Source organism: Deltaproteobacteria bacterium (assembly GCA_020848745.1).
In the GTDB taxonomy this organism is placed as follows: Bacteria; Desulfobacterota; Binatia; order UTPRO1; family UTPRO1; genus UTPRO1.
The window spans coordinates 20,931-42,483 of the sequence record JADLHM010000012.1 but is presented as its reverse complement, the minus strand read 5'-3'; the positions used below and the strand labels follow the sequence as shown (position 1 = coordinate 42,483).

Annotated in this window: 25 protein-coding genes; 19 read left to right on the top strand and 6 right to left on the bottom strand. The window is 68.5% G+C overall.

All coding sequences use genetic code 11. The features are described from left to right. Positions 1-10 precede the first annotated feature (10 nt). Positions 11-1,663 carry a glycerol-3-phosphate dehydrogenase/oxidase gene (locus IT293_01380; GenBank protein ID MCC6763289.1) on the bottom strand — a complete coding sequence of 551 codons (1,653 nt, stop codon included), beginning with the start codon at positions 1,661-1,663 and terminating at the stop codon, positions 11-13. 6 nt (positions 1,664-1,669) lie between these two features. Beyond that, the gene (locus IT293_01375) at positions 1,670-2,035 is read right to left on the bottom strand and encodes a metallopeptidase family protein (GenBank protein ID MCC6763288.1); all 366 of its coding nucleotides are present in this window, start codon (positions 2,033-2,035) and stop codon (positions 1,670-1,672) included. A gap of 208 nt (positions 2,036-2,243) precedes the next feature. Between IT293_01375 and IT293_01370 the strand changes: the two genes are divergently transcribed. From IT293_01370 to IT293_01350, 5 genes are all read left to right on the top strand, one after another. Continuing rightward, entirely contained in the window at positions 2,244-3,176 is a 933-nt protein-coding gene (locus tag IT293_01370) for an SDR family NAD(P)-dependent oxidoreductase (protein MCC6763287.1), read from the top strand. 1 nt (position 3,177) lies between these two features. Then, the gene (locus IT293_01365; protein MCC6763286.1) at positions 3,178-3,666 is read left to right on the top strand and encodes a low molecular weight protein arginine phosphatase; all 489 of its coding nucleotides are present in this window, start codon (positions 3,178-3,180) and stop codon (positions 3,664-3,666) included. A 12-nt stretch (positions 3,667-3,678) separates the two neighbouring features. Further along, the gene (locus tag IT293_01360) at positions 3,679-4,101 is read left to right on the top strand and encodes a CoA-binding protein (GenBank protein MCC6763285.1); all 423 of its coding nucleotides are present in this window, start codon (positions 3,679-3,681) and stop codon (positions 4,099-4,101) included. Between the two features lie 14 nt (positions 4,102-4,115). After that, complete coding sequence (locus tag IT293_01355; GenBank protein ID MCC6763284.1) at positions 4,116-4,652, top strand: NUDIX hydrolase; 537 nt, start codon at positions 4,116-4,118, stop codon at positions 4,650-4,652. Positions 4,653-4,715: 63 nt separating this feature from the next. Beyond that, positions 4,716-4,940 carry a hypothetical protein gene (locus IT293_01350; protein ID MCC6763283.1) on the top strand — a complete coding sequence of 75 codons (225 nt, stop codon included), beginning with the start codon at positions 4,716-4,718 and terminating at the stop codon, positions 4,938-4,940. A gap of 10 nt (positions 4,941-4,950) precedes the next feature. Here IT293_01350 and IT293_01345 read toward each other — a convergent pair whose 3' ends face one another. Beyond that, positions 4,951-5,556: a L,D-transpeptidase gene (locus tag IT293_01345; protein ID MCC6763282.1), complete on the bottom strand. Its 606-nt coding sequence runs from the start codon at positions 5,554-5,556 to the stop codon at positions 4,951-4,953. A gap of 65 nt (positions 5,557-5,621) precedes the next feature. Here IT293_01345 and IT293_01340 point away from each other — a divergent pair, with 65 nt between their 5' ends. The 4 genes from IT293_01340 to ribB all read left to right on the top strand — a co-directional run bounded on the left by IT293_01340 (position 5,622) and on the right by ribB (position 10,814). Beyond that, positions 5,622-6,101: a flavin reductase family protein gene (locus IT293_01340; protein ID MCC6763281.1), complete on the top strand. Its 480-nt coding sequence runs from the start codon at positions 5,622-5,624 to the stop codon at positions 6,099-6,101. Between the two features lie 64 nt (positions 6,102-6,165). After that, a complete protein-coding gene (gene glmU, locus IT293_01335; GenBank protein MCC6763280.1) occupies positions 6,166-7,716 on the top strand; it encodes a bifunctional UDP-N-acetylglucosamine diphosphorylase/glucosamine-1-phosphate N-acetyltransferase GlmU in 1,551 nt (516 codons plus the stop codon). Then, a complete protein-coding gene (gene glmS / locus IT293_01330; GenBank protein MCC6763279.1) occupies positions 7,716-9,542 on the top strand; it encodes a glutamine--fructose-6-phosphate transaminase (isomerizing) in 1,827 nt (608 codons plus the stop codon). Before glmU ends, glmS begins: the two co-directional genes overlap by 1 nt. Positions 9,543-9,638: 96 nt before the next feature. Next, entirely contained in the window at positions 9,639-10,814 is a 1,176-nt protein-coding gene (gene ribB, locus IT293_01325; protein ID MCC6763278.1) for a 3,4-dihydroxy-2-butanone-4-phosphate synthase, read from the top strand. Between the two features lie 7 nt (positions 10,815-10,821). Here the strand turns inward: ribB and IT293_01320 are convergent, their stop codons facing one another. After that, positions 10,822-11,403 (bottom strand): acyloxyacyl hydrolase, encoded by a 582-nt coding sequence (locus IT293_01320; GenBank protein MCC6763277.1) that lies wholly within the window; start codon positions 11,401-11,403, stop codon positions 10,822-10,824. A gap of 75 nt (positions 11,404-11,478) precedes the next feature. On the opposite strand from IT293_01320, the gene IT293_01315 reads away from it, so the two are divergent. The 5 genes from IT293_01315 (at position 11,479) to IT293_01295 (ending at position 14,286) form a co-directional block, all read left to right on the top strand. Then, a complete protein-coding gene (locus IT293_01315) occupies positions 11,479-11,955 on the top strand; it encodes a hypothetical protein (GenBank protein MCC6763276.1) in 477 nt (158 codons plus the stop codon). Beyond that, positions 11,952-12,845, top strand: coding sequence for an Hsp33 family molecular chaperone HslO (gene hslO, locus IT293_01310; protein ID MCC6763275.1), 894 nt, complete (start codon positions 11,952-11,954; stop codon positions 12,843-12,845). The genes IT293_01315 and hslO overlap by 4 nt, the downstream gene beginning before the upstream one ends. Before the next feature lie 19 nt (positions 12,846-12,864). Continuing rightward, positions 12,865-13,311: a hemerythrin domain-containing protein gene (locus IT293_01305; GenBank protein MCC6763274.1), complete on the top strand. Its 447-nt coding sequence runs from the start codon at positions 12,865-12,867 to the stop codon at positions 13,309-13,311. An 82-nt stretch (positions 13,312-13,393) separates the two neighbouring features. Beyond that, entirely contained in the window at positions 13,394-13,774 is a 381-nt protein-coding gene (locus IT293_01300) for a hypothetical protein (GenBank protein ID MCC6763273.1), read from the top strand. After that, entirely contained in the window at positions 13,726-14,286 is a 561-nt protein-coding gene (locus tag IT293_01295; GenBank protein MCC6763272.1) for an anti-sigma factor, read from the top strand. Before IT293_01300 ends, IT293_01295 begins: the two co-directional genes overlap by 49 nt. A gap of 23 nt (positions 14,287-14,309) precedes the next feature. Here the strand turns inward: IT293_01295 and IT293_01290 are convergent, their stop codons facing one another. Further along, entirely contained in the window at positions 14,310-16,643 is a 2,334-nt protein-coding gene (locus IT293_01290; GenBank protein ID MCC6763271.1) for a Smr/MutS family protein, read from the bottom strand. A gap of 67 nt (positions 16,644-16,710) precedes the next feature. Between IT293_01290 and IT293_01285 the strand changes: the two genes are divergently transcribed. The 5 genes from IT293_01285 to IT293_01265 all read left to right on the top strand — a co-directional run bounded on the left by IT293_01285 (position 16,711) and on the right by IT293_01265 (position 20,225). After that, positions 16,711-17,475, top strand: coding sequence for an SDR family NAD(P)-dependent oxidoreductase (locus tag IT293_01285; GenBank protein MCC6763270.1), 765 nt, complete (start codon positions 16,711-16,713; stop codon positions 17,473-17,475). Between the two features lie 117 nt (positions 17,476-17,592). Next, the gene (locus tag IT293_01280; GenBank protein MCC6763269.1) at positions 17,593-18,393 is read left to right on the top strand and encodes an acyltransferase family protein; all 801 of its coding nucleotides are present in this window, start codon (positions 17,593-17,595) and stop codon (positions 18,391-18,393) included. A gap of 104 nt (positions 18,394-18,497) precedes the next feature. Next, positions 18,498-19,454, top strand: coding sequence for a HAMP domain-containing histidine kinase (locus tag IT293_01275; protein ID MCC6763268.1), 957 nt, complete (start codon positions 18,498-18,500; stop codon positions 19,452-19,454). Between the two features lie 159 nt (positions 19,455-19,613). Then, positions 19,614-19,769 (top strand): hypothetical protein, encoded by a 156-nt coding sequence (locus tag IT293_01270; protein MCC6763267.1) that lies wholly within the window; start codon positions 19,614-19,616, stop codon positions 19,767-19,769. A 33-nt stretch (positions 19,770-19,802) separates the two neighbouring features. Further along, the gene (locus tag IT293_01265; GenBank protein ID MCC6763266.1) at positions 19,803-20,225 is read left to right on the top strand and encodes a glutathione S-transferase family protein; all 423 of its coding nucleotides are present in this window, start codon (positions 19,803-19,805) and stop codon (positions 20,223-20,225) included. Here the strand turns inward: IT293_01265 and IT293_01260 are convergent. Then, positions 20,220-21,551 (bottom strand): AMP-binding protein, encoded by a 1,332-nt coding sequence (locus tag IT293_01260; protein ID MCC6763265.1) that lies wholly within the window; start codon positions 21,549-21,551, stop codon positions 20,220-20,222. The genes IT293_01265 and IT293_01260 overlap by 6 nt on opposite strands. Positions 21,552-21,553 lie beyond the last annotated feature (2 nt).

The following is a 21,553-nucleotide window of genomic DNA, read 5'->3' as shown; positions in this document are numbered from 1 at the left end:
ATTCTCCTTGTCAGACGGCGATATTCCGCCACGCGAGTCGTGCGTCGCACTGACGCGTGAAGGCGGCCACTTCGCGATGGACGCGGTCGGCGTTCCAGCCGAGCTCTCGCGCGGCGATCGCCGCGACCGCGGGCGCCGCGCCGCGCGCGGTGTCGGTCGCGAAGTAGGACAACCGCGTCCGGCGTTCGAGGATGTCGACGAGAGTGAGAGCCATCTCGTGGCGAACGGAGTACCGGACCTCCGCCGCGCATAGTGGAACGCCGGTGGCGACCGGGGACCACGTGTCCGGACCATCCGCCGTCGCCACGAGATCGAGCGCGTCGCCGCCGTACGTCGCGATCAAGCGCGCTCCGGTTTCCGCCGGGAGCGCGCCGAGCGCGGCTCGCACCAGCGGCAGCGCCGCGAACGACTCGAGATCGAGTGCTCCGTGCAGGTCCCCGCCGGGCAGCGTCTCCTCCGCGCTACGCGAGGCCGCGAGACTGCGGCCGATCAGCGGCGCGACGGTTTCGACCACGCGCTCGGCCATTCGCCGGTAGGCCGTGAGCTTCCCGCCGGCAATCGTCACGACCCCGGTCGTGCTGACGACGATCTCGTCCTTGCGCGAGATCTCCGAGGGCTTCTTTCCGGGTTCCTGCACGAGCGGCCGCAATCCTGCCCAGGCACCGATCGCGCGGTCGCGGCTCGCCGCGATGCCTTGGAAGGTTCGCTCGAGCGCTTCCTGGAGATACGCGACGTCGTCGACGGTGGCCTGCGGCTCGTCGAGCGGACCGACGTAGTCCGTGTCCGTCGTTCCGACATACACGTGATCGCGGCGGGGCACGACGAAGACGGGGCGTCCGTCACGCGCCCGCATGACGACGCAATGCCGCGCCGGCAGATCGGAAGGGCGAAACACGACGTGGATGCCCTTCGTGAGGTGCAGGCTCGGCGCGTCCTCGGGCCGATCCAGCCGCCGGACGTCGTCCACCCACGGTCCGGCCGCGTTCACCACCGCGTGCGCGCGGACGGCGAAGGTGACGCCGCTCTCTTCGTCGCGGAGGTCGACCACGCGCGGAGCCCCGGCGGCCCCGAGCTGCGTCACTCGGAGGTAGTTCCCCACGACGGCGCCCGCGTGATGCGCAGATTTCAGGGTGTCGAGCACGAGCCGCGCATCGTCGGTCTGGTACTCCGGATAGCGGATCGCTCCCTGGAGTCGCTCGCCCGCGAGATGGGGCTCGGCAGCGAGGGTGTCGTCCCGTCCGAGCACCTCGTGGCGCTCGGACGCGGCGACCGCCGCAAGCTTCTCGTAGAGAGCCAGGCCGACCCGCAGCTTGTAGAGCCCCGCGCTCGTCCGACCGTGCACAGGCAACAGCATGGACGCGACCGCCGTTCGGTGCGGCGCGATCCGACGGAGCGACTTGCGTTCCGTTGCAGCCTCGCGGACGAGCGCGATCTCGCCTTGCTCGAGGTACCGCAGACCGCCGTGGATCAGCTTCGACGAGCGGCTGCTGGTTCCCGAGGCGAAGTCGCGCGCTTCGACCAGCGCGACGCTCAGACCGCGCAGCGCCGCCTCGCGGGCGACGCCGGCGCCGGTGATGCCGCCGCCGATGACGAGCAGATCGAAGGTCTCGTCCGCGAGGCGGGCGAGGTTGCGCACGCGGCAGGCCGGATCGAATCCCGACATGCGGCTTCAGTAGCCCCACTCGTCGAGGTCGTCGTCGTCGATGCCGAAGAAATGCGCCACCTCGTGGAGGACCGTCGTACGGATCTCGTCGCGGATCTCCGCCGTCGAATCGCATGATTCGATGATCGGCAGGTAGAAGATCGAGATCTTGTCCGGCAGTGCCGCGTAGTCGTGGCCGCGCTCGTGCAAGGGGACGCCTTCGTAGAGCCCGAAAAGCGTCTCTTCGCGCGGATCGAGGCCCGCACCGCGGATCTGCGCGTCGGTGGGCTCGTCCTCGACGACGACCTCCACGTTCTCGATGCGAGAAGCGATGTCGGGAGGGAGCGTTGCGAGAACCTCGGTCACGAGTCGGCGGAATTCCTTTCGCGTCATGACGCGCTCCGCAACGCCGCCGGCGCGGCCGTCATGGGTGTGGTGCGACCCCCGCGGCGCACACCGGTGGAACCGTGCCACACGCGGTTTTCCATGACAAGGACGAGCGGCTGTAACTTGACAACCCCAGGGTCGTGGGGCACACGAAACGCACTCGAAAATCCCACCAAAGTCGTTCTCTGGGGTACCCCCCAAGGAGGTTCTCTTCATGCTTCTCGACGGCAAAGTTGTCGTAGTCACGGGTGCGGGTCGCGGCATCGGCCGCGAGGAGGCGCTCCTCATGGCGAAGCTCGGCGCCAAGGTCGTCGTGAACGATCTCGGCGGCGGCTTCGACGGTAGCGGAGCCAGCACCGGGCCGGCGCAAGAGGTCGTGAACGAGATCAAGAAGGGCGGCGGCGAGGCGGTCGCCAACGGCGACAGCGTCAGCGACTTCAAAGGTGCGCAGCGCATCGTCGAGTGCGCCGTCGACACCTTCGGAAAGCTGAACGCCGTCGTGAACAACGCGGGCATCCTTCGCGACCGCATGATCTTCAACATGTCCGAGGACGACTGGGATTCGGTCATCGCCGTGCATCTGAAGGGCACGTTCGCATGTACACGCCATGCCTGCGTCTACTGGCGCGAGCAGCACAAGGCCGGCAACATCCTGAACGGCCGCATCATCAACACGGCCTCCGATTCCGGCCTCCTCGGCAACCCGAGCCAGAGCAACTACGGCGCGGCCAAGGCCGCGATCGCGGCGTTCTCCGTCATCATCGACAAGGAGATGGCGAAGTACGGCGTGACCGTGAACGCGATCGCGCCCGTGGCGCGGACGCGCCTCACGGTGGAAGCGACGCCGGCGACGGCGGCTCTCATGGGACAGGAGGTGCCGGCAGGCCAGTTCGACGTGTTCAGTCCGGCGAACGTCGCGCCGCTGGTCGCCTGGCTTGCGAGCGACGACGCTGCGGGCGTGCACGGCGAGATCTTCCGGGTCGGCGGCGGCACCGTCTGGCTGATGCAGGGTTGGCACTCGGTCGGTAAGGCCAAGAAGGGCGGCGAGTGGGAGGCGTCCGAGCTCGGCACCGCGCTCAAGGCGGAGCTCGCGAAAGGCGCCACCCGCAAGGAGACGATGAACGACGTCTTCGCCGAGGGTCTCTGATCTGCCGGACGTCCGGCGTCGCATCCTGATCGTCTGCCACGCCAATGTCAGCCGGAGCATCATCGCCGAGGCGCTGCTGAGGAAGATGTTGACGGAGCGCGGACGGGATGACGTGGTCGTCGCGTCGGGCGGAATCGCTCCCTACGCACGGGATTCGAGCCTGGTGTCTATGGATGCCAGACTCGTTTTGCGAGAGGACTCGATCGAGATCTCGTCCGAGGCGACGGCGTGTGACCTCAAACGTCACCGCGATCGGTTGCTCGAGGCCGACATCATCGTCACCATGACGACCGAGCAGAAGGACATGTTGACTGCCTTCCCCGAATCGGACGGCAAGGATGTGCTCACGCTGGCGGAAGCCGCAGGAGAAGCGGGCGACGTCGAGGACCCCGCTGGCCGCGACGAGGATTTCTATCGCGCATGCCGCGATCAGATCCGCCGCTGTCTCGCGAAAGCCCTCGATCGTCTGGCGCCTCCCCTCGGGGCGTGAGGGGCAGCCGAGATGAGCTCCGACAACCTTTCGGATCACGAGATCCGCGAGATCCTGACGGAGCCCATGACCGTCGCCGTGGTCGGCTGTTCGCCGGATCCCACGCGCGACAGTCACAAGGTCGCGCGAGCGCTTCAGACCATGGGCCACACGGTGATCCCCGTGAACCCCCAGGCGCGCCAGATTCTCGGGCTGCGCTGCTACGGCTCCTTGCGGCACATCGAGGAGCCGGTGACGATGGTCGACGTCTTCCGCCGCTCCGAGCTCGTGCCCGCGATCGTGGACGACGCCATCGCGATCGCGGCGCGCATCCTGTGGTTGCAGCTCGGCGTCGTCCACGAAGAAGCCGCGGCGCGCGCGCGAGCTGCCGGGCTCACCGTCATGATGGACCGCTGTCCGGTCGTCGAGTACCGCCGGCTCGTGTCGGCCGATTGATCGTGCGCAGGCCGCTGCACACCTGGGAGCGTCTCGCGAGCGAGATCGCGTACACCTGCCGTATCTTCACGATCCGGCGTGACCGCTCACGGTTCTCTCGCGACGACGCCGAGCACGACTTCCACGTTCTCGAGTCGACCGACTGGGTGAACATCATCCCTGTCACCGCGGCGCGGGAGGTCGTTCTCGTGCGGCAGTTCCGTCACGGTATTGGCGACTGCACGCTCGAGATACCGGGCGGAATGGTCGACGCCGAGGATCCGTCACCGCTCGTCGCGGCACGCCGGGAGATGATCGAGGAGAGCGGCTACGACTCGGACTGCGTCGAGCCGCTCGGTGCCATCCATCCGAATCCGGCGATCCAGAGCAATACGTGTCACTCGTTCGTGGCATGGGACGTGGAACGGCGACACCAAACGCGGTTCGATACGACGGAAGAGACGGAGGTTGTGCTCGTACCCCTTGCCAGTATTCCCGAGCTGATACGCGCGGGCGACATCACCCATGCGCTCGTCGTGGTGGCGTTCCACTGGCTGGCACTGCGGACCTGACCGTTCTTCGATCGTAGCGCAACGACTGCACGAGCAAGGCGCGTACCCGGAAAGGAGAACCGCGTGGCCGTCATACGATTGCCGGAGATCGAGGAGATCTTCGGCGTGCTCGACCGGCGAGGCATCTCACGCGAAGCGGTCGTCATTCCGCTTACCAAGCGCGATCCGGGATCCGTGCGGCTCTTGCCGAATGAGAAGCTCGAGATCGTCGTGCCCGAGCGGCAAAGCGTCGCCGCTTGGCTGCCGGAGCTCGAACGGCACATCGACGCCGTGATGAACGGGGGCTGAAGCAGTCGGCCTACTTCCCGATCAGCACCGGGGTGCCGATCGGGACCATGTCGTAGAGCTCTGCGACGTGCTGGTTCAGGAGCGAAACGCATCCGAACGTCCAATCGTCGCCGCGGACGTTCGAGTCCTCGCGGTCGGTGCCGTGGATGCCCACCGCGCCGCCGATACCTGGCGCGCGACCGTCGATGATCGGGACCCGTCCTTCGCTCAACGCCATCGCATAGCGGCTGCGATCGTCGTCGTTCGGATAGCTGAGCAACAGAAAGCGACTCCAGCGCGCGTGTGGCCGCTTCGAGCTGATGCGGTAGACGCCTTCGGGCGTCCGAAGGTCGCCCTGATAGACCTTGGGCCCGTAGGACGCGATGCCGAGGACGATCGGATAGACTTTCACTTGTGTCGTGCGGTGGTAGACCGTGAGCGTGCGCTCTTCCTTGCGGACGACGACTGCGTATTCACTGCCCCGGGTCCAGGCGAACGCCGGTGTAGCGCTCGGACTGGGGGTCGGAGTGGGAAGGGTGACCGGATCGGCCTTCGGCGGCGGCGTCAGGAGGGCGCACGCGGCCAGCATGCTGACGACGACCACCCCGACCGCAGCTGCCACCACCTTCCGCAACATGGCCAACGCGCGCAATTTGCAATAAGATCTGCACGAGGGCAAGCACCGGCGCCACGTCGCTACGGATGAAGATCGATCGCACGGAGCTTCGTCGCGTCATGGGACATTTCGCGACGGGTGTCGCGGTCATCACGACGCGGGACGTCGACGGGAAGCCGTACGGCCTGACGGCGAACGCCCTCTGTTCGGTTTCCCTCGAGCCCCCTCTCCTCCTGGTTTGTGTCGACAAGCGCGCGGAGAGCCATCCGGCTTTCGAGCGCGCCGGGATCTTCGCGGTGAACATCCTCGGGCACGGTCACGAGGACCTATCGCGTCGCTTCGCCGTCTCGGGCGGAGACAAGTTCGGGGACGTCTCGCACCGCACCGGTGGGACCGGAGCGCCTATCCTCGACGGCGTGCTGGGCGTGGTCGAGTGTCGGGTGGTAGCGGCGCACGACGCCGGGGACCACACGATCTATCTCGGCGAGATCGAGCATCTCGAGGCGTCCGAGGGCGACCCGCTCCTGTTCTTCCGCGGAAAATACCGGCGCCTCGACGAAAACTGAGCCCTCGCACGGCGTTTTGGAGGTGGGAAACCCTCCGGACGCGGTGTACAACCAACCTCTGCACATGGCCGCCAAGCAATTGGGTATCATCATCCTCGCTGCGGGGCGCGGTACCCGCATGCGATCCGACCGGGCAAAGGTCTTGCATACGATCGCCGGGAAGCCGTTCGTCGTCTCCGTCGTGGAGACGGCGGCCGCTCTCGTGCCGACCCGGCTCGCTGTCGTCGTCGGCCATGAGGCGGCTGAGGTGGAGCGGGTTTGCGCCGCCCATCTCGCGCGCCAGCCGATCGCCGGTGGTACGACGTCGTATCCCCGGCAGATCGAGCAACGCGGCACCGGCGACGCGGTGCGGGCCGCCGAAGCGGTCTTCGCGGGATTCGACGGCGACGTCCTGATCCTCTACGGCGACGTTCCCGGCCTGAAGGCGGCCACGCTGGGAGCCCTCGTCGAACAGCACCGGGCCTCCGGTGCGACCCTTTCGCTCTTGACGAGCGAAGCTGAGGATCCGACAGGCTATGGTCGGATCGTGCGCGGACCGAATGGCCGGCTCCGCGGTATCGTCGAGGAACGGGACCTCGAGCCAGCGGATCGCGCCATCCGCGAGATCAACCCGGGCATCTATTGCGCGCGCGCCGGCTTCCTCTGGCGGGCGCTCGCGCGTCTGCGGGCCGACAACGTCCAGCGCGAATACTACCTTACGGACATCGTGGCGATGGCGGTCGAAGCGGGTGAGGTCGTCGAGACGCGGTCCGTGCCGGACGCGGGAGAAGTGGCCGGGATCAACTCGCGCGAGGACATGGCAGTCCTGGAGCAGCGCGCGCGTCGCGACCTCGTCGAGAGATGGATGCGGGCCGGCGTCACCTTTCGCGATCCCGCGACCGCCTACCTCGAGGAGGACGTCACCATCGGCAGCGACACCGAGATCGGTCCGAACGTGCAGCTCCTCGGTCGTACGGCGGTCGGTCGGAGTTGCGTGATCGACGGGACCGCGGTGCTCCGCGACGCGAGCCTCGGTGACGGCGTCCACCTGCGACTCGGTGTGGTCATGACGGAGTGCGAAGTCGGCCCGGGAGCCATCGTCGGGCCCTTCGCGCACATCCGGCCCGGAAGCGTGCTCGCCGCGGGCGTCCACATCGGCAACTTCGTCGAAACCAAGAAGGCGAAGATCGGCCGCGGCACCAAGGCGAATCATCTGACCTATCTCGGCGACTGCGAGATCGGCGCCGGAACCAACATCGGCGCCGGGACGATTACCTGCAACTACGACGGGTTCGCGAAGCATCGCACCGTGATCGGGGATCGGGTGCAGATCGGCAGCGACACCCAGCTGGTGGCGCCCGTTACGGTCGGTGACGATGCGTACGTCGGCGCCGGGACGACCGTCACCGTCGACGTGCCCGCGGGTGGCCATCTGGTCGTGAGCCGCGTGCCGCAGCGCACGATCGCCGGCTGGGTCGCCCGCAAGCGCGCCGGGGTGGTGAACGAACCCGCGCCGTCCGCCGTGACGCCGGCACCGCGCAAGACCGTTCGCGCCAAGAAGCGCACGCCGAAGCGCAAGGTGGTCGCCGCGAGAGGCGCGGCACGCGCCCAGGGCGGTCGCCGAGGAAAACGCTGATGTGTGGGATCATCGGATACGTCGGGAACCGTGATGCCGCGTTCATCCTGGTCCAGGGTCTGAAGCGGCTCGAGTATCGCGGTTACGATTCGGCCGGCGTCGCCACGTTCCACAATGGCCAGATCGCGGTGCGTCGTGCGCTCGGAAAGCTCTCGAATCTCGAGAACCTTCTACGCGAGGATCCGATCACGGGCAGCGTCGGCATCGGCCACACGCGCTGGGCGACCCACGGACGCCCGTCCGAGCAGAACGCGCACCCCCATCGCGCCGGACGGATCGTCGTCATCCACAACGGCATCATCGAGAACTACCTGGAGCTGCGGGCCGCGCTGCAGTCGCGCGGACGGCGCTTCAGCTCCGAGACCGACACCGAGGTCATTTCTCACCTCATCGACGAGTGCGTTCAGGACGGGCTCGATTTCGTCGCCGCCTCGCGCAAGGCCATCGCGCAGCTCCACGGCTCGTTCTCGATCGTCGTGATGCACGAGGACTGTCCCGATCGCCTGGTCGCCGCCAAGAGCGCGACGCCGATCGTGATCGGTCTCGGCGACAACGAGAATTTCGTCGCGTCGGACATTCCCGCGATCCTCGACCATACGCGCAAGGTGTTGTTCCTCGAGGACGGCGAGATGGCGGAGGTGACCCGGGACGCGGTGACGGTGACGACGTTCGCCGGCGAGCCGGTGGTGCGCGAGCCTCGCACGGTCGCCTGGGATCCCGTCACCGCGCAAAAGGGCGGGTATCGCCACTTCCTTCTCAAGGAGATCCACGAGCAACCCCAGGCCATCATCGACACGATGCGCGGCCGTCTGCTCCAAGAGGAGGCGGACGTCAGCCTCGACGAGATCGCCGCCGCGCCGTGGCTCGCGAACGCCAAGCGGATCGTGCTCGTTGCGTGCGGCACGGCGTGGCATGCGTGCCTCGTCGGCAAGTACTTCCTCGAGCAGATCACGCGCATCCCCGCCGAGGTCGACTACGGAAGCGAGTTCCGCTACCGCGACCCGGTCGTCGAGCCGGGAACCGTACTGATCGTCGTGTCCCAGTCGGGCGAGACCGCCGACACGCTCGCCGCGGTCGAGGCCGCGCGGGAGCGCGGCGCCAAGGTGCTCGCCATCTGCAACGTCGTCGACTCGAGCATCGCCCGTCGCGCCGACGCCGTCATCTACACCCACGCAGGTCCCGAGATCTCCGTTGCCAGCACCAAGGCCTTCACCACGCAGCTGACGGTGTTCTACCTGCTCGGCCTCTATCTGGCGCGGCGCCGAAAGCTGATCGACCATGAGGCGGCGCATGCGCTGATCTCCGACCTCGTGAACCTGCCGAAGCGGATCGAGGAGTGCCTCGAGCGCGAGCGGGCCATCGAGAAGATCGCCAAGAAGTACGGTGACGCCAGGAGCGTTCTCTACCTCGGGCGCGGCATCAACTATCCAATCGCTCTCGAAGGCGCGCTCAAGCTGAAGGAGATCTCCTACATCCATGCCGAGGGCTATGCCGCCGGCGAGATGAAGCACGGTCCGATCGCGCTCATCAACGAGTCACTCCCGGTGGTCGTTCTGCTACCGAAGGACGCCGTCTACGGCAAGACCTTGTCGAACATGAAGGAGGTCGAGTCCCGGGGCGGCCGGATCATCGTGATCACCGACGCGCCGTCGCCGGAGCTGGAGGACATCGCCTGGGAGGTCATCCAGGTGCCGACCAGCAATCCCTGCCTGCTGCCGCTCCTCCTGACCATCCCGCTCCAACTCCTGGCCTATTTCATCGCGGTCTACCGTGGCAGCGACGTCGACATGCCGCGCAACCTCGCGAAGAGCGTCACCGTCGAGTAGCCAGGTTTCATAGGTGCCGGTTGGGATGCGAGTCTTCGGGGTGCGGCCGTCGTGCGTGTTCCGTCGCGGCCGGGTCCCGGATATGGTTTCGGGACGATGAGCCCGCATCTGGTCTCCATCGAGGAAGCGATCGCCGAGATCCGCGGCGGTCGGATGATCGTCCTGATGGACGACGAGGACCGCGAGAACGAGGGCGACATCTGCATGGCGGCCGAAAAGGTCTCGCCGGAAGCGATCGCCTTCATGGCCCGGTACGCGCGCGGATTGATCTGTCTGCCGCTCACCGACGAGAAGCTCGCCGATCTCGGGCTTCCGATGATGGTCGCCGAGAACAGCACGCCGCTCGGTACGGCCTTCACGCTGTCGATCGACGCCCGGCGCGGCATCGGCTCCGGCATCTCGGCGGCCGATCGTGCGACGACCATCCTCACCGCCGTGCGTGATGGGGCGGGACCCGGAGACGTCACGACCCCCGGCCACGTGTTTCCGCTCCGTGCACGCCGTGGCGGCGTGCTCGTGAGGACCGGTCAGACCGAGGGCGCCGTCGATCTCGCGCGGCTCGCGGGACTCAGGCCGGCCGGCGTCATCTGCGAGATCATGAACGACGATGGCTCGATGGCGCGGCTCCCCGACATCGAGAGGTTCGCCGCGACCCACAATCTGAAGATCGCGACCGTGGCCGAACTCATCCAGTACCGGCTCCGCCACGACTCGCTGGTGCACCGCATCGCCGAAGCGCGGTTGCCCACGCGTTTCGGCGGCGATTTTCGCGCCGTCGTCTACCGCAGCGACGTGGATGGCGGCGAGCATCTGGCGCTCGTGCGCGGCGACATCACGCCCGGCGTCCCGACGCTCGTGCGCGCGCACGCCGAATACCTTCCCGGGGACGTCTTCGGGTACACCCAACGCGACACGGGCGCCGTCCTGCAACGGGCGATGCAGATCATCGCCGACGCGGGCCGCGGCGTCGTGCTCTATCTCCGGCGCGAGGAGCACGGCGTCGACCTCTTCGCGGCGAGCGACGGAACGAGCGGACAGCCGAGCACCACCTCGGGACTTCGGCTGAACGAGTTCCGCGACTATGGCATCGGCGCCCAGATCCTGCGCGACCTCGGCGTCGGCAAGATCCGGCTCCTCACCAACCATCCACGCCGCCTCGTGAGCCTGCCGGGATACGGCCTCGAGATCGTCGAGCGGGTGCCGCTCGACACGACGCCGCCGAACGAGTCGCCCGACGAGACCGTGGGCGGGAAGGTCGCGAAGCTGCGCTGAGCCCGCGTCAGCGGAAGGTGAGACCGATCAGTCCGTACACCGTGTTGATGCCGGGGTTGCTGCTCGCCATGCCGGCGTTCGACATGTGCCGGAATCGAGCCTGCAGGCCGACCGCCACTCCGGGGCGCACCTCGTACTCGAGCCCGCCGCCGATGGTCGACGTGAATTGCAGCCGCGTCCCGAGATCCTGCTTGCGGAGGTCGGTGTACACGGCGCCCTCCCCGGCTTCGATGAACGGCCGCAGCGTCGCCTCGCCGAACACCAAGCGGACGAAGAGGGCGTTCATGCCGATCTCGAAGCTGTCGGTCTTGTGCCTCCCGTTGTCGTCGTTGACGTACGCGGCCCAAGGCTCGATCATCCACAATGCTCGGATGCCGTACTTCTCGAACCACCTCGAAGCAGGATCCCACAGCGAAAGGCCCCAGTACGGATGGATGGCGTAGTACTGAATCAGGCTCGACGAGTTGATGCCGCCGCCCGCGCGTACGCCCCACTCGCGCAATTCGAGGCACGAACCATCCGCGGACGCCGACGTCGTCGAGACGAGCCAGGCGAGCAAGGCGACCAGGAGCGTTCGCGTGATCCGCATATGGGCGCGAGGCTGTATCCGGATGCGCTACCCGCCGCAAGCAACCTTCGTCCGCGGGCTCGCGGAGTTCTGCGCGTGATCGGCCCGGTGCTGGGTGCGGCGGTGCTCGGCGTCGTCACGTGGTGGTCGCCGGTCGCCGCCGGGGGTCCGACCCTCGATGCCGCCTGGCGCGTGACGACCGGCGGAAGCGGCACGAGCCCGTCGGAGCTCGCGCTCACCGTCACGATCGAGAAGGGTTGGCATGTGAACTCCAACGACCCCGACCGCCCGTACTTGATTCCGACGACGCTCGAGATCACGCCGCCGTCCGGTGTGACGGTACAGAGCATCCGCTATCCGGAGCCCGTGATTCACGGGCTCGGCTTCGCGCCGGGAACCGCCCTCAGGCTCTACGAGGGTACCTTCACGATCGGCGTGCGCGTGGCAGGGGTGCCGCCTGGGCACTTCGATGCCACGCTCGGCTATCAGGCGTGCAACGAGGAGACGTGCCTGCCGCCGCGCACATTGGCGGTGCCTTTCGACGCGACGCGCGCCGCGAAAGGGGCCAAATGAGCGGCAACGGCGCCATTCTCCTGCGCGCGAGCGCGGCAGGCGAGACGATCCGCGCGATGGCCGCGATCACGACCGACGTCGTGGAGGAGGCTCGCCTCCGTCACGGTACCTATCCGACGGCAACGGCGGCCCTCGGCCGGACCCTCACCGCCGGGCTCCTTCTCGGCGCGACGATGAAGGACGAGGAAGGACTCTCGATCGAGCTCGTGGGCGACGGCCCGCTCCGGCGCGTCATGGTGACGACCAATGGCGACGGCCGCGTGCGCGGCTACGTTTCCCGCCCCGGGACGCATCTTCCGTCGAGGAACGGCAAGCTCGACGTCGCCGGCGCGATCGGCGAGGGTCTGCTCTGCGTCATGCGGACGCAGCCCTGGAACAAAGAGCCGTACCGGAGCGTCATGAAACTCGTGTCCGGCGAGATCGCCGAGGACATCGCGCACTACCTGGTCACGTCGGAGCAAATGCCGTCGGCGACGGCGCTCGGCGTGTTCGTGAACGTCGACGGCACGGTCGGCGCCGCGGGCGGCTTCCTGGTGCAGATCCTGCACGGGGCTGCACCGGACCTGACGGAGCTCGTCGAGCGCAACGTTGCCGCCTTGCCGCACGTGACCTCGCTGATCCGCAACGGCGCCGGACCGGACGATATTCTCGCTGCCGTGCTCGCCGGCCTCGAGGTCCGGCGCATTGCCGATGCGCCTGTCCGCTTCGCCTGCTCGTGCACCCGCGAGCGCGTGCTCGGCGCGCTCCTGCTTCTCGGCGCCGGAGAGATCGAGGACATGGTCCAGAACGAAGGCAAGGCGGATGTGCGGTGCGAGTTCTGCGCCGAGCGGTATACGGTCGACGCCTCGGAGCTGACGATGTTGATACGAGATGCCGAAGGCTCGGCGTGAGCCGGAAAGGGCGACGACCATGGACGTGACGCAGGCACTGCTCGGTGAGCACGGGGTCGTGCATCTGCTGGTGGAGCAGCTCGAGGAAGTGCTCGAGCGCTACCAGACGGCGACGGAACTCCGTGCGGCCTGCGAGCCGCTCGCGATCACCCTCCTCGGACACGCGCGCATCGAGGACGAGACGCTGTTCCAGCCCTACGAGAAGCACATCGGGTCGCTCGGTCCCCTGAAATGCCTTCGCCACGAGCACGAGCTCATGGACCAGCAGATCCGCGCGATGTTCCGCCTCGAGGACCCGAACGCGCTCCGCGAGCAGATCCGTGCGCTCCTCGACGTCACGCGCCGCCATCTCGCCCGCGAGGAGGAGGTGATGTTCAAGGCCGCGCGCGAGGCGATCGAAAAGGACGAGCTCGAGCACCTCGGCCACCATTGGGCGGAGTTCCGCGGCGTGATGTTGCGCGACTGATCCATGCCTCGAGGAGTGGGACGTCCGCGAAGCCGGGGCGCGTCCGGATCGTTGCGTCGACCTTGCGGGCGGCGGCGAAGGAATGCCGTGGCACCTGATCCCAGGGGATCGACTGCAGGTCCACCGCTCGCGACCGGCTGACGTAGGCGTCGAGATCGAACACTGGGGCGGCCATGCGTCCTCCTACGCGTCGGCAGCAGGCCTCGGATTGGTGCGCGAGGCAATCCGCCGGCCGCGCTGTCGACGGAGAACGCTCGAAGATCCGCGTGAGCATCGAGCGACAAAACGCGGATTCGCGACGGTGTGCAACGGCTGCGCGCGCTTCTCGGACGCGAGGGTCATGGAGACTGAACCGACGATGGGCCGGACGAACGACGATTTCGACGACGTCGCGCTCGAAGCGCTGGCGGAAGCATACGCCGCGCCGGCCTCATCGGTGCCGCGGCGGCGGTCGCCCTCGTGATGGCGGGTCTCCTCGCGTCGGAGATTCGGCGCACCGGGACACGCAACGGGGAGGTGGCCGCGCTCACGCGCCAGAACCAGATGCTGGCGGCCCGGCTCGACGAGCAGGCGCGTACGATCGCCGGCGTCCGTGACGCGCTCGAGGCGCAGACGGAGATCCTGCGCCTCGTGGGCGGGCCGCGGGTGATGAGCGCTGCGCTCGCACCGCAGGGAGGACGCGCCGGCACGGGTCGCGTACTTCTCGATGCGGGCTCCGGCAACGCGGGCCTCGTGCTGACCGGAGTCGCTTCCGCCCCCGAGGGCGCGACCTACGAGCTGTGGGCCATTCGCGGCAGCAAGCCGCCGGAGCCGGCCGGCCTCATCAAGGTCGATCCCCGGCGCGGCGTCGCGATGAGCGTCCCGACTCTCGCCGCACCGGACGAGATCACGGCGTTCGCGGTCTCGATCGAGCCCGTCGGCGGGTCGGCCGTGCCGACCGGACCGATCGTCCTCGTAGGTGCGGTGCGCGGCTAGCTGACAGGAGTCTGCGCCATGCATCACAGCAACGACGCCACGGTGACGCCGGGACCGCCGGCGCTCGGCTCGGCGTCCTGGAACGCGGTCGCATAGGCGGTGCGCGCGAGGAACTCCGTCACCGCGCGCTTGAGGGCGCCCGTTCCAAGTCCGTGCACGATGCGCACCGAGGGGAGTCCGGCACCCTGCGCTTGGTCGAGGAAATGCTCGAGACGGCCGAGCGCCTCGCGCACCCGCATGCCGACGAGATGCAGCTCGCTCGCTGGCTCGTCGGTCGCGGCCGGTCGGTGCGGCCGCGGTGTTACGCCGGCAGGCGGCGCATCCGGCAGGCGCCGGCGGAGGTTCGCGATGGGAGCCTGGAAGGTGAGCCCGCCGCTTCGAAGACGCCCCGTCTCTCCCTGGATCTCGAAGAGCTCGCCGCGAATGCTGGTGCCCCGGACCTCGACGTTGTCGCCGAGCGCGGGCGGCTCGTCGTCCGGCTCCGGCGTCTGCGTCGCGCCGGCACGGTCGCTGATCGCCGCCGCGGCCTTGCGACCGAACTCCGCGAGTGTCCGGCTCGCCTCCGGGCCGCGCCGGCGCACCGCTTCCAGCACCGCGCGACCCTCGGCCTTGAGCGCGCGCACGAAGGCCCGCGCTTCGTCGAGCTCGCTCGCCCAGCGCTGCCGTCGGCGGTCGGTGAGCTCCGCCACGAGCGCCGCGTGTCGCGATTCGAGCTCGGCGAGCGCACGGCGCTCCTCCTCGAGGGCCGCGCGCTCGTTTTCGTGCCGCCGCCGGCTTTCCTCGAGCTTCGCGATCGCGTCGGCGAGGACGCGCACCGCGGTCGCGCGTCCGGCGTCGGCCGCGTCGATCACGTCCACGGGGAGGCGGAGACGGCGTGCCATGGCGAGGCCCAGACTTTCGCCGACGGATCCGTAGACGAGTCGATAACGCGGCGTGAAGCTCACCGGGTCGACGTCCACCGCCACCACCTCCGCACGCGGTTCGTTCAAGGCGTAGAGCTTCACCAGCGCGTAGTGCGTCGCCGCGCCGACCAGGACGCCGCGCGCGATCAGCCGATCGACGAGGGCGACTGCGAGCGCGGCGCCTTCCTCGGGATCCGTGCCGCCCCCGGGCTCGTCGAGGAGCACGAGCGCGGGGGGCGCCAGACGCGTGAATACGTCGACCAGGTTCAGTACGTGCGACGAGAACGTCGAGAGGTTGCGCTCGATGCTCTGGTCGTCGGCTAGATCCGTGAAGACGCCTTCCACCCAAGGGACGACGCTGCCCTCGTCGGCGGGGATGAGGATCCCCGCTCGCGCCATGAGCGTCAGCAAGCCGAGCGTCTTGAGCGCCACGGTCTTGCCACCGGTGTTCGGGCCGCTCACGACGAGGGCGCGCTTGCCGCGCTCCAGGCGGATGTCGATGGGTACGACGGCTTGACCGCCGACCACGAGCTCCGGATGGCGGGCGCGGCGGAGGTCGATCGTGCCGTCCCCGAACGCCGGACTCGTCGCCCGCAGGCGGCGTGCGAGCAAGACGCCGGCGTGGAGAGCATCGACGTCGGCAAGGGCGGCGGCGGCGCGCCCGATCTCGTCCCGGACGGCGCCGACCTGGGCGGTCAGCAGCAGGAGGAGTCGCTGCTCCTCCTGCTCTTCTTCCTTGCGAAGCAACAGCAGGCGGTTATTGAGATCGATCGCGAACATCGGCTCGACGAAGAGGGTCTCGCCCGAGGCCGATCGGTCCTGCACGACGCCGGGGGTGCGCGCCGCCGTCGAGGCCCGGATCGGCACCACGAACCGGTTGTTACGGATCGTGACGTAGCGGTCGGCGATGCCGCTCGCCTCGCCGCCTTTCGCCACCAGACGACCGAGACGCTCCTCGAGGTCCTGGCGGAGATCGCGGGTCGCGGCCCGGAGTTCGCCGAGGCGCGGACTCGCGTCATCGCGGAGGAGGCCCGCGTCGTCGAGCATACGGGAAAGCGCCGCTTCGAGCTCGGGGAGGGCTCGCAGGCGACGGGGGAGGTCGGCGAGCACGGGATGGCTGGCTACCTTGCCCGCGAGGAAGCGGCGCAGGGTCTCGACCTGGCGCAGGACGGTTCGAATCTCGACCAGGCGGTCTACCGGCAGCACCGCGCCCTCGCGGCGCGCGAGCGCCAGCGATTCACGGATGTCCGGGAAGAAGGCGAGCGGGAGGGGACCCGCCACTTCGAGTAGACGGAAGAAGCCCCACTGGCGCGCGAGCGCCTGCTCGGCCACGGCCCGCTCCGGGAGCGGCGCCAGCAGTCGGCAGATCTCGGCGCCCGGCGTCGAGACCGCCAGTGCGGCGAGAGCCTCCAGGATCTTCGGAAAGCCGAGCACGTCGAGGTCGCGCGCGCGCATCGCGCCCGGTGCTACTGGAGGCCTCCCGCGGTGGCAAATCGCCTTTCGCCGGGACAGAATGCCGCTGGTGGAGATCGCCGGCGCGACCGCGCTCGTCACCGGAGCGTCGAGCGGCATCGGCGCGAGCGTCGCCCGCTCGCTCGCCGCGGCGGGGGCGCGGGTCGCGCTCGTCGCCCGTCGCGCCGATCGGCTGGCGATGCTGGCGGCCGAGATCGGCGGCGGTGCGGCGCCCTTCGCGTGTGACGTTCGCGATCCCGGGCAGATCGCGGCGACGGTCGAGGCCGTCGGCACCAGCCTCGGACCGGTCGACCTCCTGGTGAACAACGCCGGCGTCGGACGTTACCTCGGGTTCCTCGAGAGCGGTCCGGAGGACGTTGCGGCCGTCTTCGAGACCAACCTGCACGCGGCGCTGCATTTCACGCGCGAGGTGCTTCCCGGAATGCTCGCGCGCCGACGCGGCTACATGGTGAACGTGGCCTCGATCGCCGGCAGGATCGGCTCCCGCAACCACACGATCTACTGCGCCTCGAAGTTCGCCCTGGCCGGTTTCAGCGAGAGCCTCGCCCTCGAGCTCGACGGCACGGGTGTCGGCGTCACGTTGGTCAACCCCGGCATCATCGACACTCCGTTTTTCGACCACGCATCCTTTGTCGCGTTTCCCCCCGGCGCACGGGCGCGTGCCATCCCGCCCGAGCGCGTGGCCGCGGCCGTGGTACGGGCGGTGACTCGCGACCTCCCGGAGGTCACGGTGCCGGCGACCTACGCAATCGGGGCCGTCCTGAAGGCGGCGGCGCCGCGCTTCTTCCGTCGCGTAATGCGGCGCTTCGCCTGATCGGGGTCGCGCGTCTTGTCACTTTCGGGGCGCGTTGCTACTTCCAGCCGCCTGCAGCGGAGGTGATTCGAGGTGGTCGAAGGGAAGCGGAAGCTCGCGGCGCAAGCGTCGCCGCGCATGGTTCGACGCCGAACCTCGAAGCCGGGCGCTCGCCGCCCTGTCCCCGACGAGTTCGGGCTCGATCCCGAGTTCCGCGCCCGCGTGCTGCCCCTCTTCCGGCTGCTCTACGAGAACTACTGGCGCGTCGAGGCCCGCGGGGCACGCAACGTTCCGCGTAGCGGTCCCGTGATCCTGGTGGCGAACCACTCCGGCGCGTTGCCCTTCGACGCCACCATGATCGCGTACGCGCTCGAGGAGGCCAGCCACCCGCGGGCGGCACGTTTCCTCTACGATCGCTTCGTCGAGAATCTGCCCTGGGTCCCCGACTTCTACCGCAAGGCCGGAGGGGTCGTGGCGAGCCGCGAAAACGCCGCCCGGCTGCTCGCCAAGGGGGAGCTGATCGGGCTCTTTCCCGAGGGCGTATCCGGACTTTCGAAGCTCTACTCCGAGCGCTACGTGCTGCAGCCCTTCAGCGGGGGCTGCGTGCGGCTCGCCCTGCGCTTCGGCGCGCCGATCGTGCCGGTGGCCGTGGTCGGCGCCGAGGAAATCTACCCGCTCGTCGGACGGTTGAAGGCCATCGGAAACCTTTTCGGGGCGCCCTATCTGCCGGTCACGCCGTTCTTTCCCTTCCTTGGTCCGCTCGGCCTCATCCCGCTGCCGAGCAAATGGCGGATTCGTTTCGGGAGGCCGATCGTCCTCGACCAGGTGTCGCCGGGTCGCCTCGACGCGACTGCGATCCGGGCCCTCGCCGAGCGGGTGCGCCGCTGCGTGCAGGGCATGGTACGCGGGCTCCTCGGGGAGCGCGACTCGATCTTCTGAGTGCCAGGAGGGTAAGCTCCCTGGCACAGAGTGCGCGCACTCGGCACTGCGCCCTGGCAAAGCGTATCGGCAACTCGTCGTAGTTCCTTAGGATTTCCGGCGGCATGGCGGTTGCTCCAGCGACCGTCGAGATGTCCCGCCGCCGCGTCCTCGTCCTCGTGCAACTGATCGCCGTCGCCGTAGCGGCGGCGGGCATCCTCGTCTGCCAATCGTTCGCCTCTCCCTTCCAGACGGCTTGCGTGCTCGTCGCCCTCGCCGTGGCGGCGAGTCTCGGGGTGTGCTCGCTCCACGGGCTCGACCGCGAACGGGTCGTGCGTAGCGAAGCGCGCCGCCTCAAGAACGAGATGTTGGCGAACGTCTCGCACGAGCTGCGGACGCCACTGAACGCCATCCTCGGCTACGCCGAGGTCCTCGATTCGATCGAGGGTCTCCGTGAGGCCGAGCGGGCCGAGATGAACGGGCGCATCCTGGCGAACGCAGTCACCCTCACGTGCTCGGTCAACAACCTCCTCGAGTACTCCTCGGTCGTCGCCGGCGAGACCATGCTCCGGCGGGGAACCGTGTCCTTGGGCGAGCTCTTCGAGGAGATCGAACCCTGGGTCGGACGGCTGATCGACGACAAGCCGATCCGCTTCGCCTGGGAAGTCGACCCGCGGGTGCCGGTCATCGAGACGGATCGCGGGAAACTCAGGCAGACCCTGCTGAATCTGCTGTCGAACGCCGCCAAGTTCACGATCCACGGCGAGATCCTCCTCTCGGCCGACACCGGGCCCGCCGGGATCGAGATCAGGGTGAGCGACACGGGTGTGGGCATGAGCTTGGCCGAGCAGTCGGTCATCTTCGAAGACTTCCGGCAGGTCGAAGGCTCGATCACCCGGCCCTTCGGGGGTATGGGCCTCGGCCTCACGTTGGCGCACCGCTTCAGCGAGCTCCTCGGCGGCACCCTCGAGGTCGAGAGCGCGCCTGCCAAGGGAACACGCGTGTCACTTCGTTTGCCGGTCGCGCAGACGCAAATTGGCAACTTTGCACTGGAGGTGGCGCGCTCGTCGGCCGCCGCCTGACAGAGCGCCACGCTTTCGTCATGCCCACTCCCGGCTTCACGATCGTAACCCTGCTTCCACCCGGCGAAGTCGAGGTCGGCACGTACGTTGCACACGTCGTCAACGGAACCGCGAACGATTGGTACGCCCGCCCGCAGCGACGGACGTCAGGAGGCCGCCATGGATACGCAGTCGCAGCTCACGCTCCTCGATCTGATCGAAGCCGTCGCGGAGGTGACCGATTCCGAGGCCGAGCAGGTGAGCGTCGTGGCCCATCTCGTCAATAGCGGTCGCGTACGGCTCACCGGCAACTTCCGCGGCGCGCAGCTCCCCTAGAGGGCCTGTCGCCTCGAGGGCTCCCTTCGGGGAGTGCGGCCGGCTACTAAAGTCGGCACGCGCGAATCCGTACGAGTCGTCGGGAGCTACGTTTCGCCGTACGTCCGCAAGGTTCTCGTCGTCCTCGATCTCAAGGGCATCCCCTACGAGATCGACCCGATCATTCCCTTCATGGGGAACGACGCGAGCCCGATACGTCGGATCCCCGTTCTCACGGACGACCAGATCACCCTCACGGACTCGACGGTGATCTGCGAATACCTCGACGACCGCCACCCCGAGCTGCCGGTTCGGCCGTCGGGCGCGGTGGCGCGTGCCCGTGCGCGTTGGCTCGAGGAGTTCGCCGACACGCGGATGGGCGAGGTCGATCGATCCCTTCGTCTGGGGTGTCCCGGCCGATCAGGAGATCGTCGATCGCTACCTTCGGCACGGCGGCGCCGCGACGCGGTCTCATGAAGATCTGAGCGGCCGCCGTCCGGTGATCGTGCAGTAGCCGAAGCGGTCCATGACCGCGAGGTCTCCGGTGCGGAGCCAGCCGTTGCCGCCGATCGTCGTCGCCGTGAGCTCGGGCATCTTGTAGTAGCCGCGCATCACCGGGAAGCCGCGGCAGCAGAGCTCGCCTTCGCCGCCGGCGGCAATTTCCACCCCGCTCGCCGGATCCACGATCTTGACCTCGACGTCGGGGAGCGACCGGCCGGCCGTCGTCGCGCGCAGATCCATCGGGTCGTTGGTGCGCGTCTGGGTCACGACCGCCGTCGTTTCGGTCTGTCCGTAGGCGACCGTCACGTCGGGCAGGTGCAGGCGGGCGGCGACCTCGGGTACGAGGCCGACGGATGCCTCGGCGCCCGCGATCACCCCCGTGCGGAGCGACCTGAAGTCAAGGCGGATGGCAGCGGGGTGGCGGAGCGCCGAGCCGAGCAGGCGCGGCTCGGCATTCAGCGCGGTGCAGTGCTCAACGGCGAGCGTTGCGAGCATCTTCCCGGCGTCGAAATGCTCCGCGGGCACGACCATCGCCGCGCCCCTTCCGAGCGCTCCGAGGGTCCCGATGACGCTGCCGAACGGCCGCGCGAACGACACGGGCACGCAGAGCCGGTCGCTGCGGCCGAGCCGCATGCAGTCGCCGACGGCGATCGCTTCGTTGACCAGGTTCAGATGGGTGAGCTCGACGCCTTTGGCCGCGCCCGTCGTCGCTGACGTGTACTGGATGATCGCGACGTCGGCGGGCTCGACGGAGTCCTGGCGGCGGCGCAGCAGGTGGCTCGTGATGCCGGCGCCGCCGGCGAGCACCTCCGACCACGTGATCGTGCCCGGGAGGCGGTCGGCGTTGCCGAGGAGCGCGACGCGCTTCAGGATCGGAAAGCGGCGACTGGAGAGATGGCCGGGGCGGGCCTTTGCGAGATCCGGGCAAGCCTCGAGCAGCACGTCGTAGAGGCTCACCTCGTCGACGCGGTCGACCAGGAAGAGCGTCGCGGCGTCGGAGTGCGCGAGGACGTGTGCCAGGTCTTCGGCCCCGGCCGCGGGATCGATCGGTACGAGCACCGCTCCGACCTTGGCGGCCGCGAGCTGCACCAGCACCCATTCGACGCGGTTGCTCGCGAACAGCGCCACGTGGTCCCCCGCGTCGACGCCGAGGCCCATGAGGCCCTTCGCCACCTGGGTCACGTGGGCGTGCAGATCGCGATAGCGCCAACGCACGTGCGCATCGACGAATACCACCGCCTCGCGCTCGCCCATCCCGAGCGCAGCGCGGTCGAAGTATTCGCCGACGGTGAGCTGCTCCATGC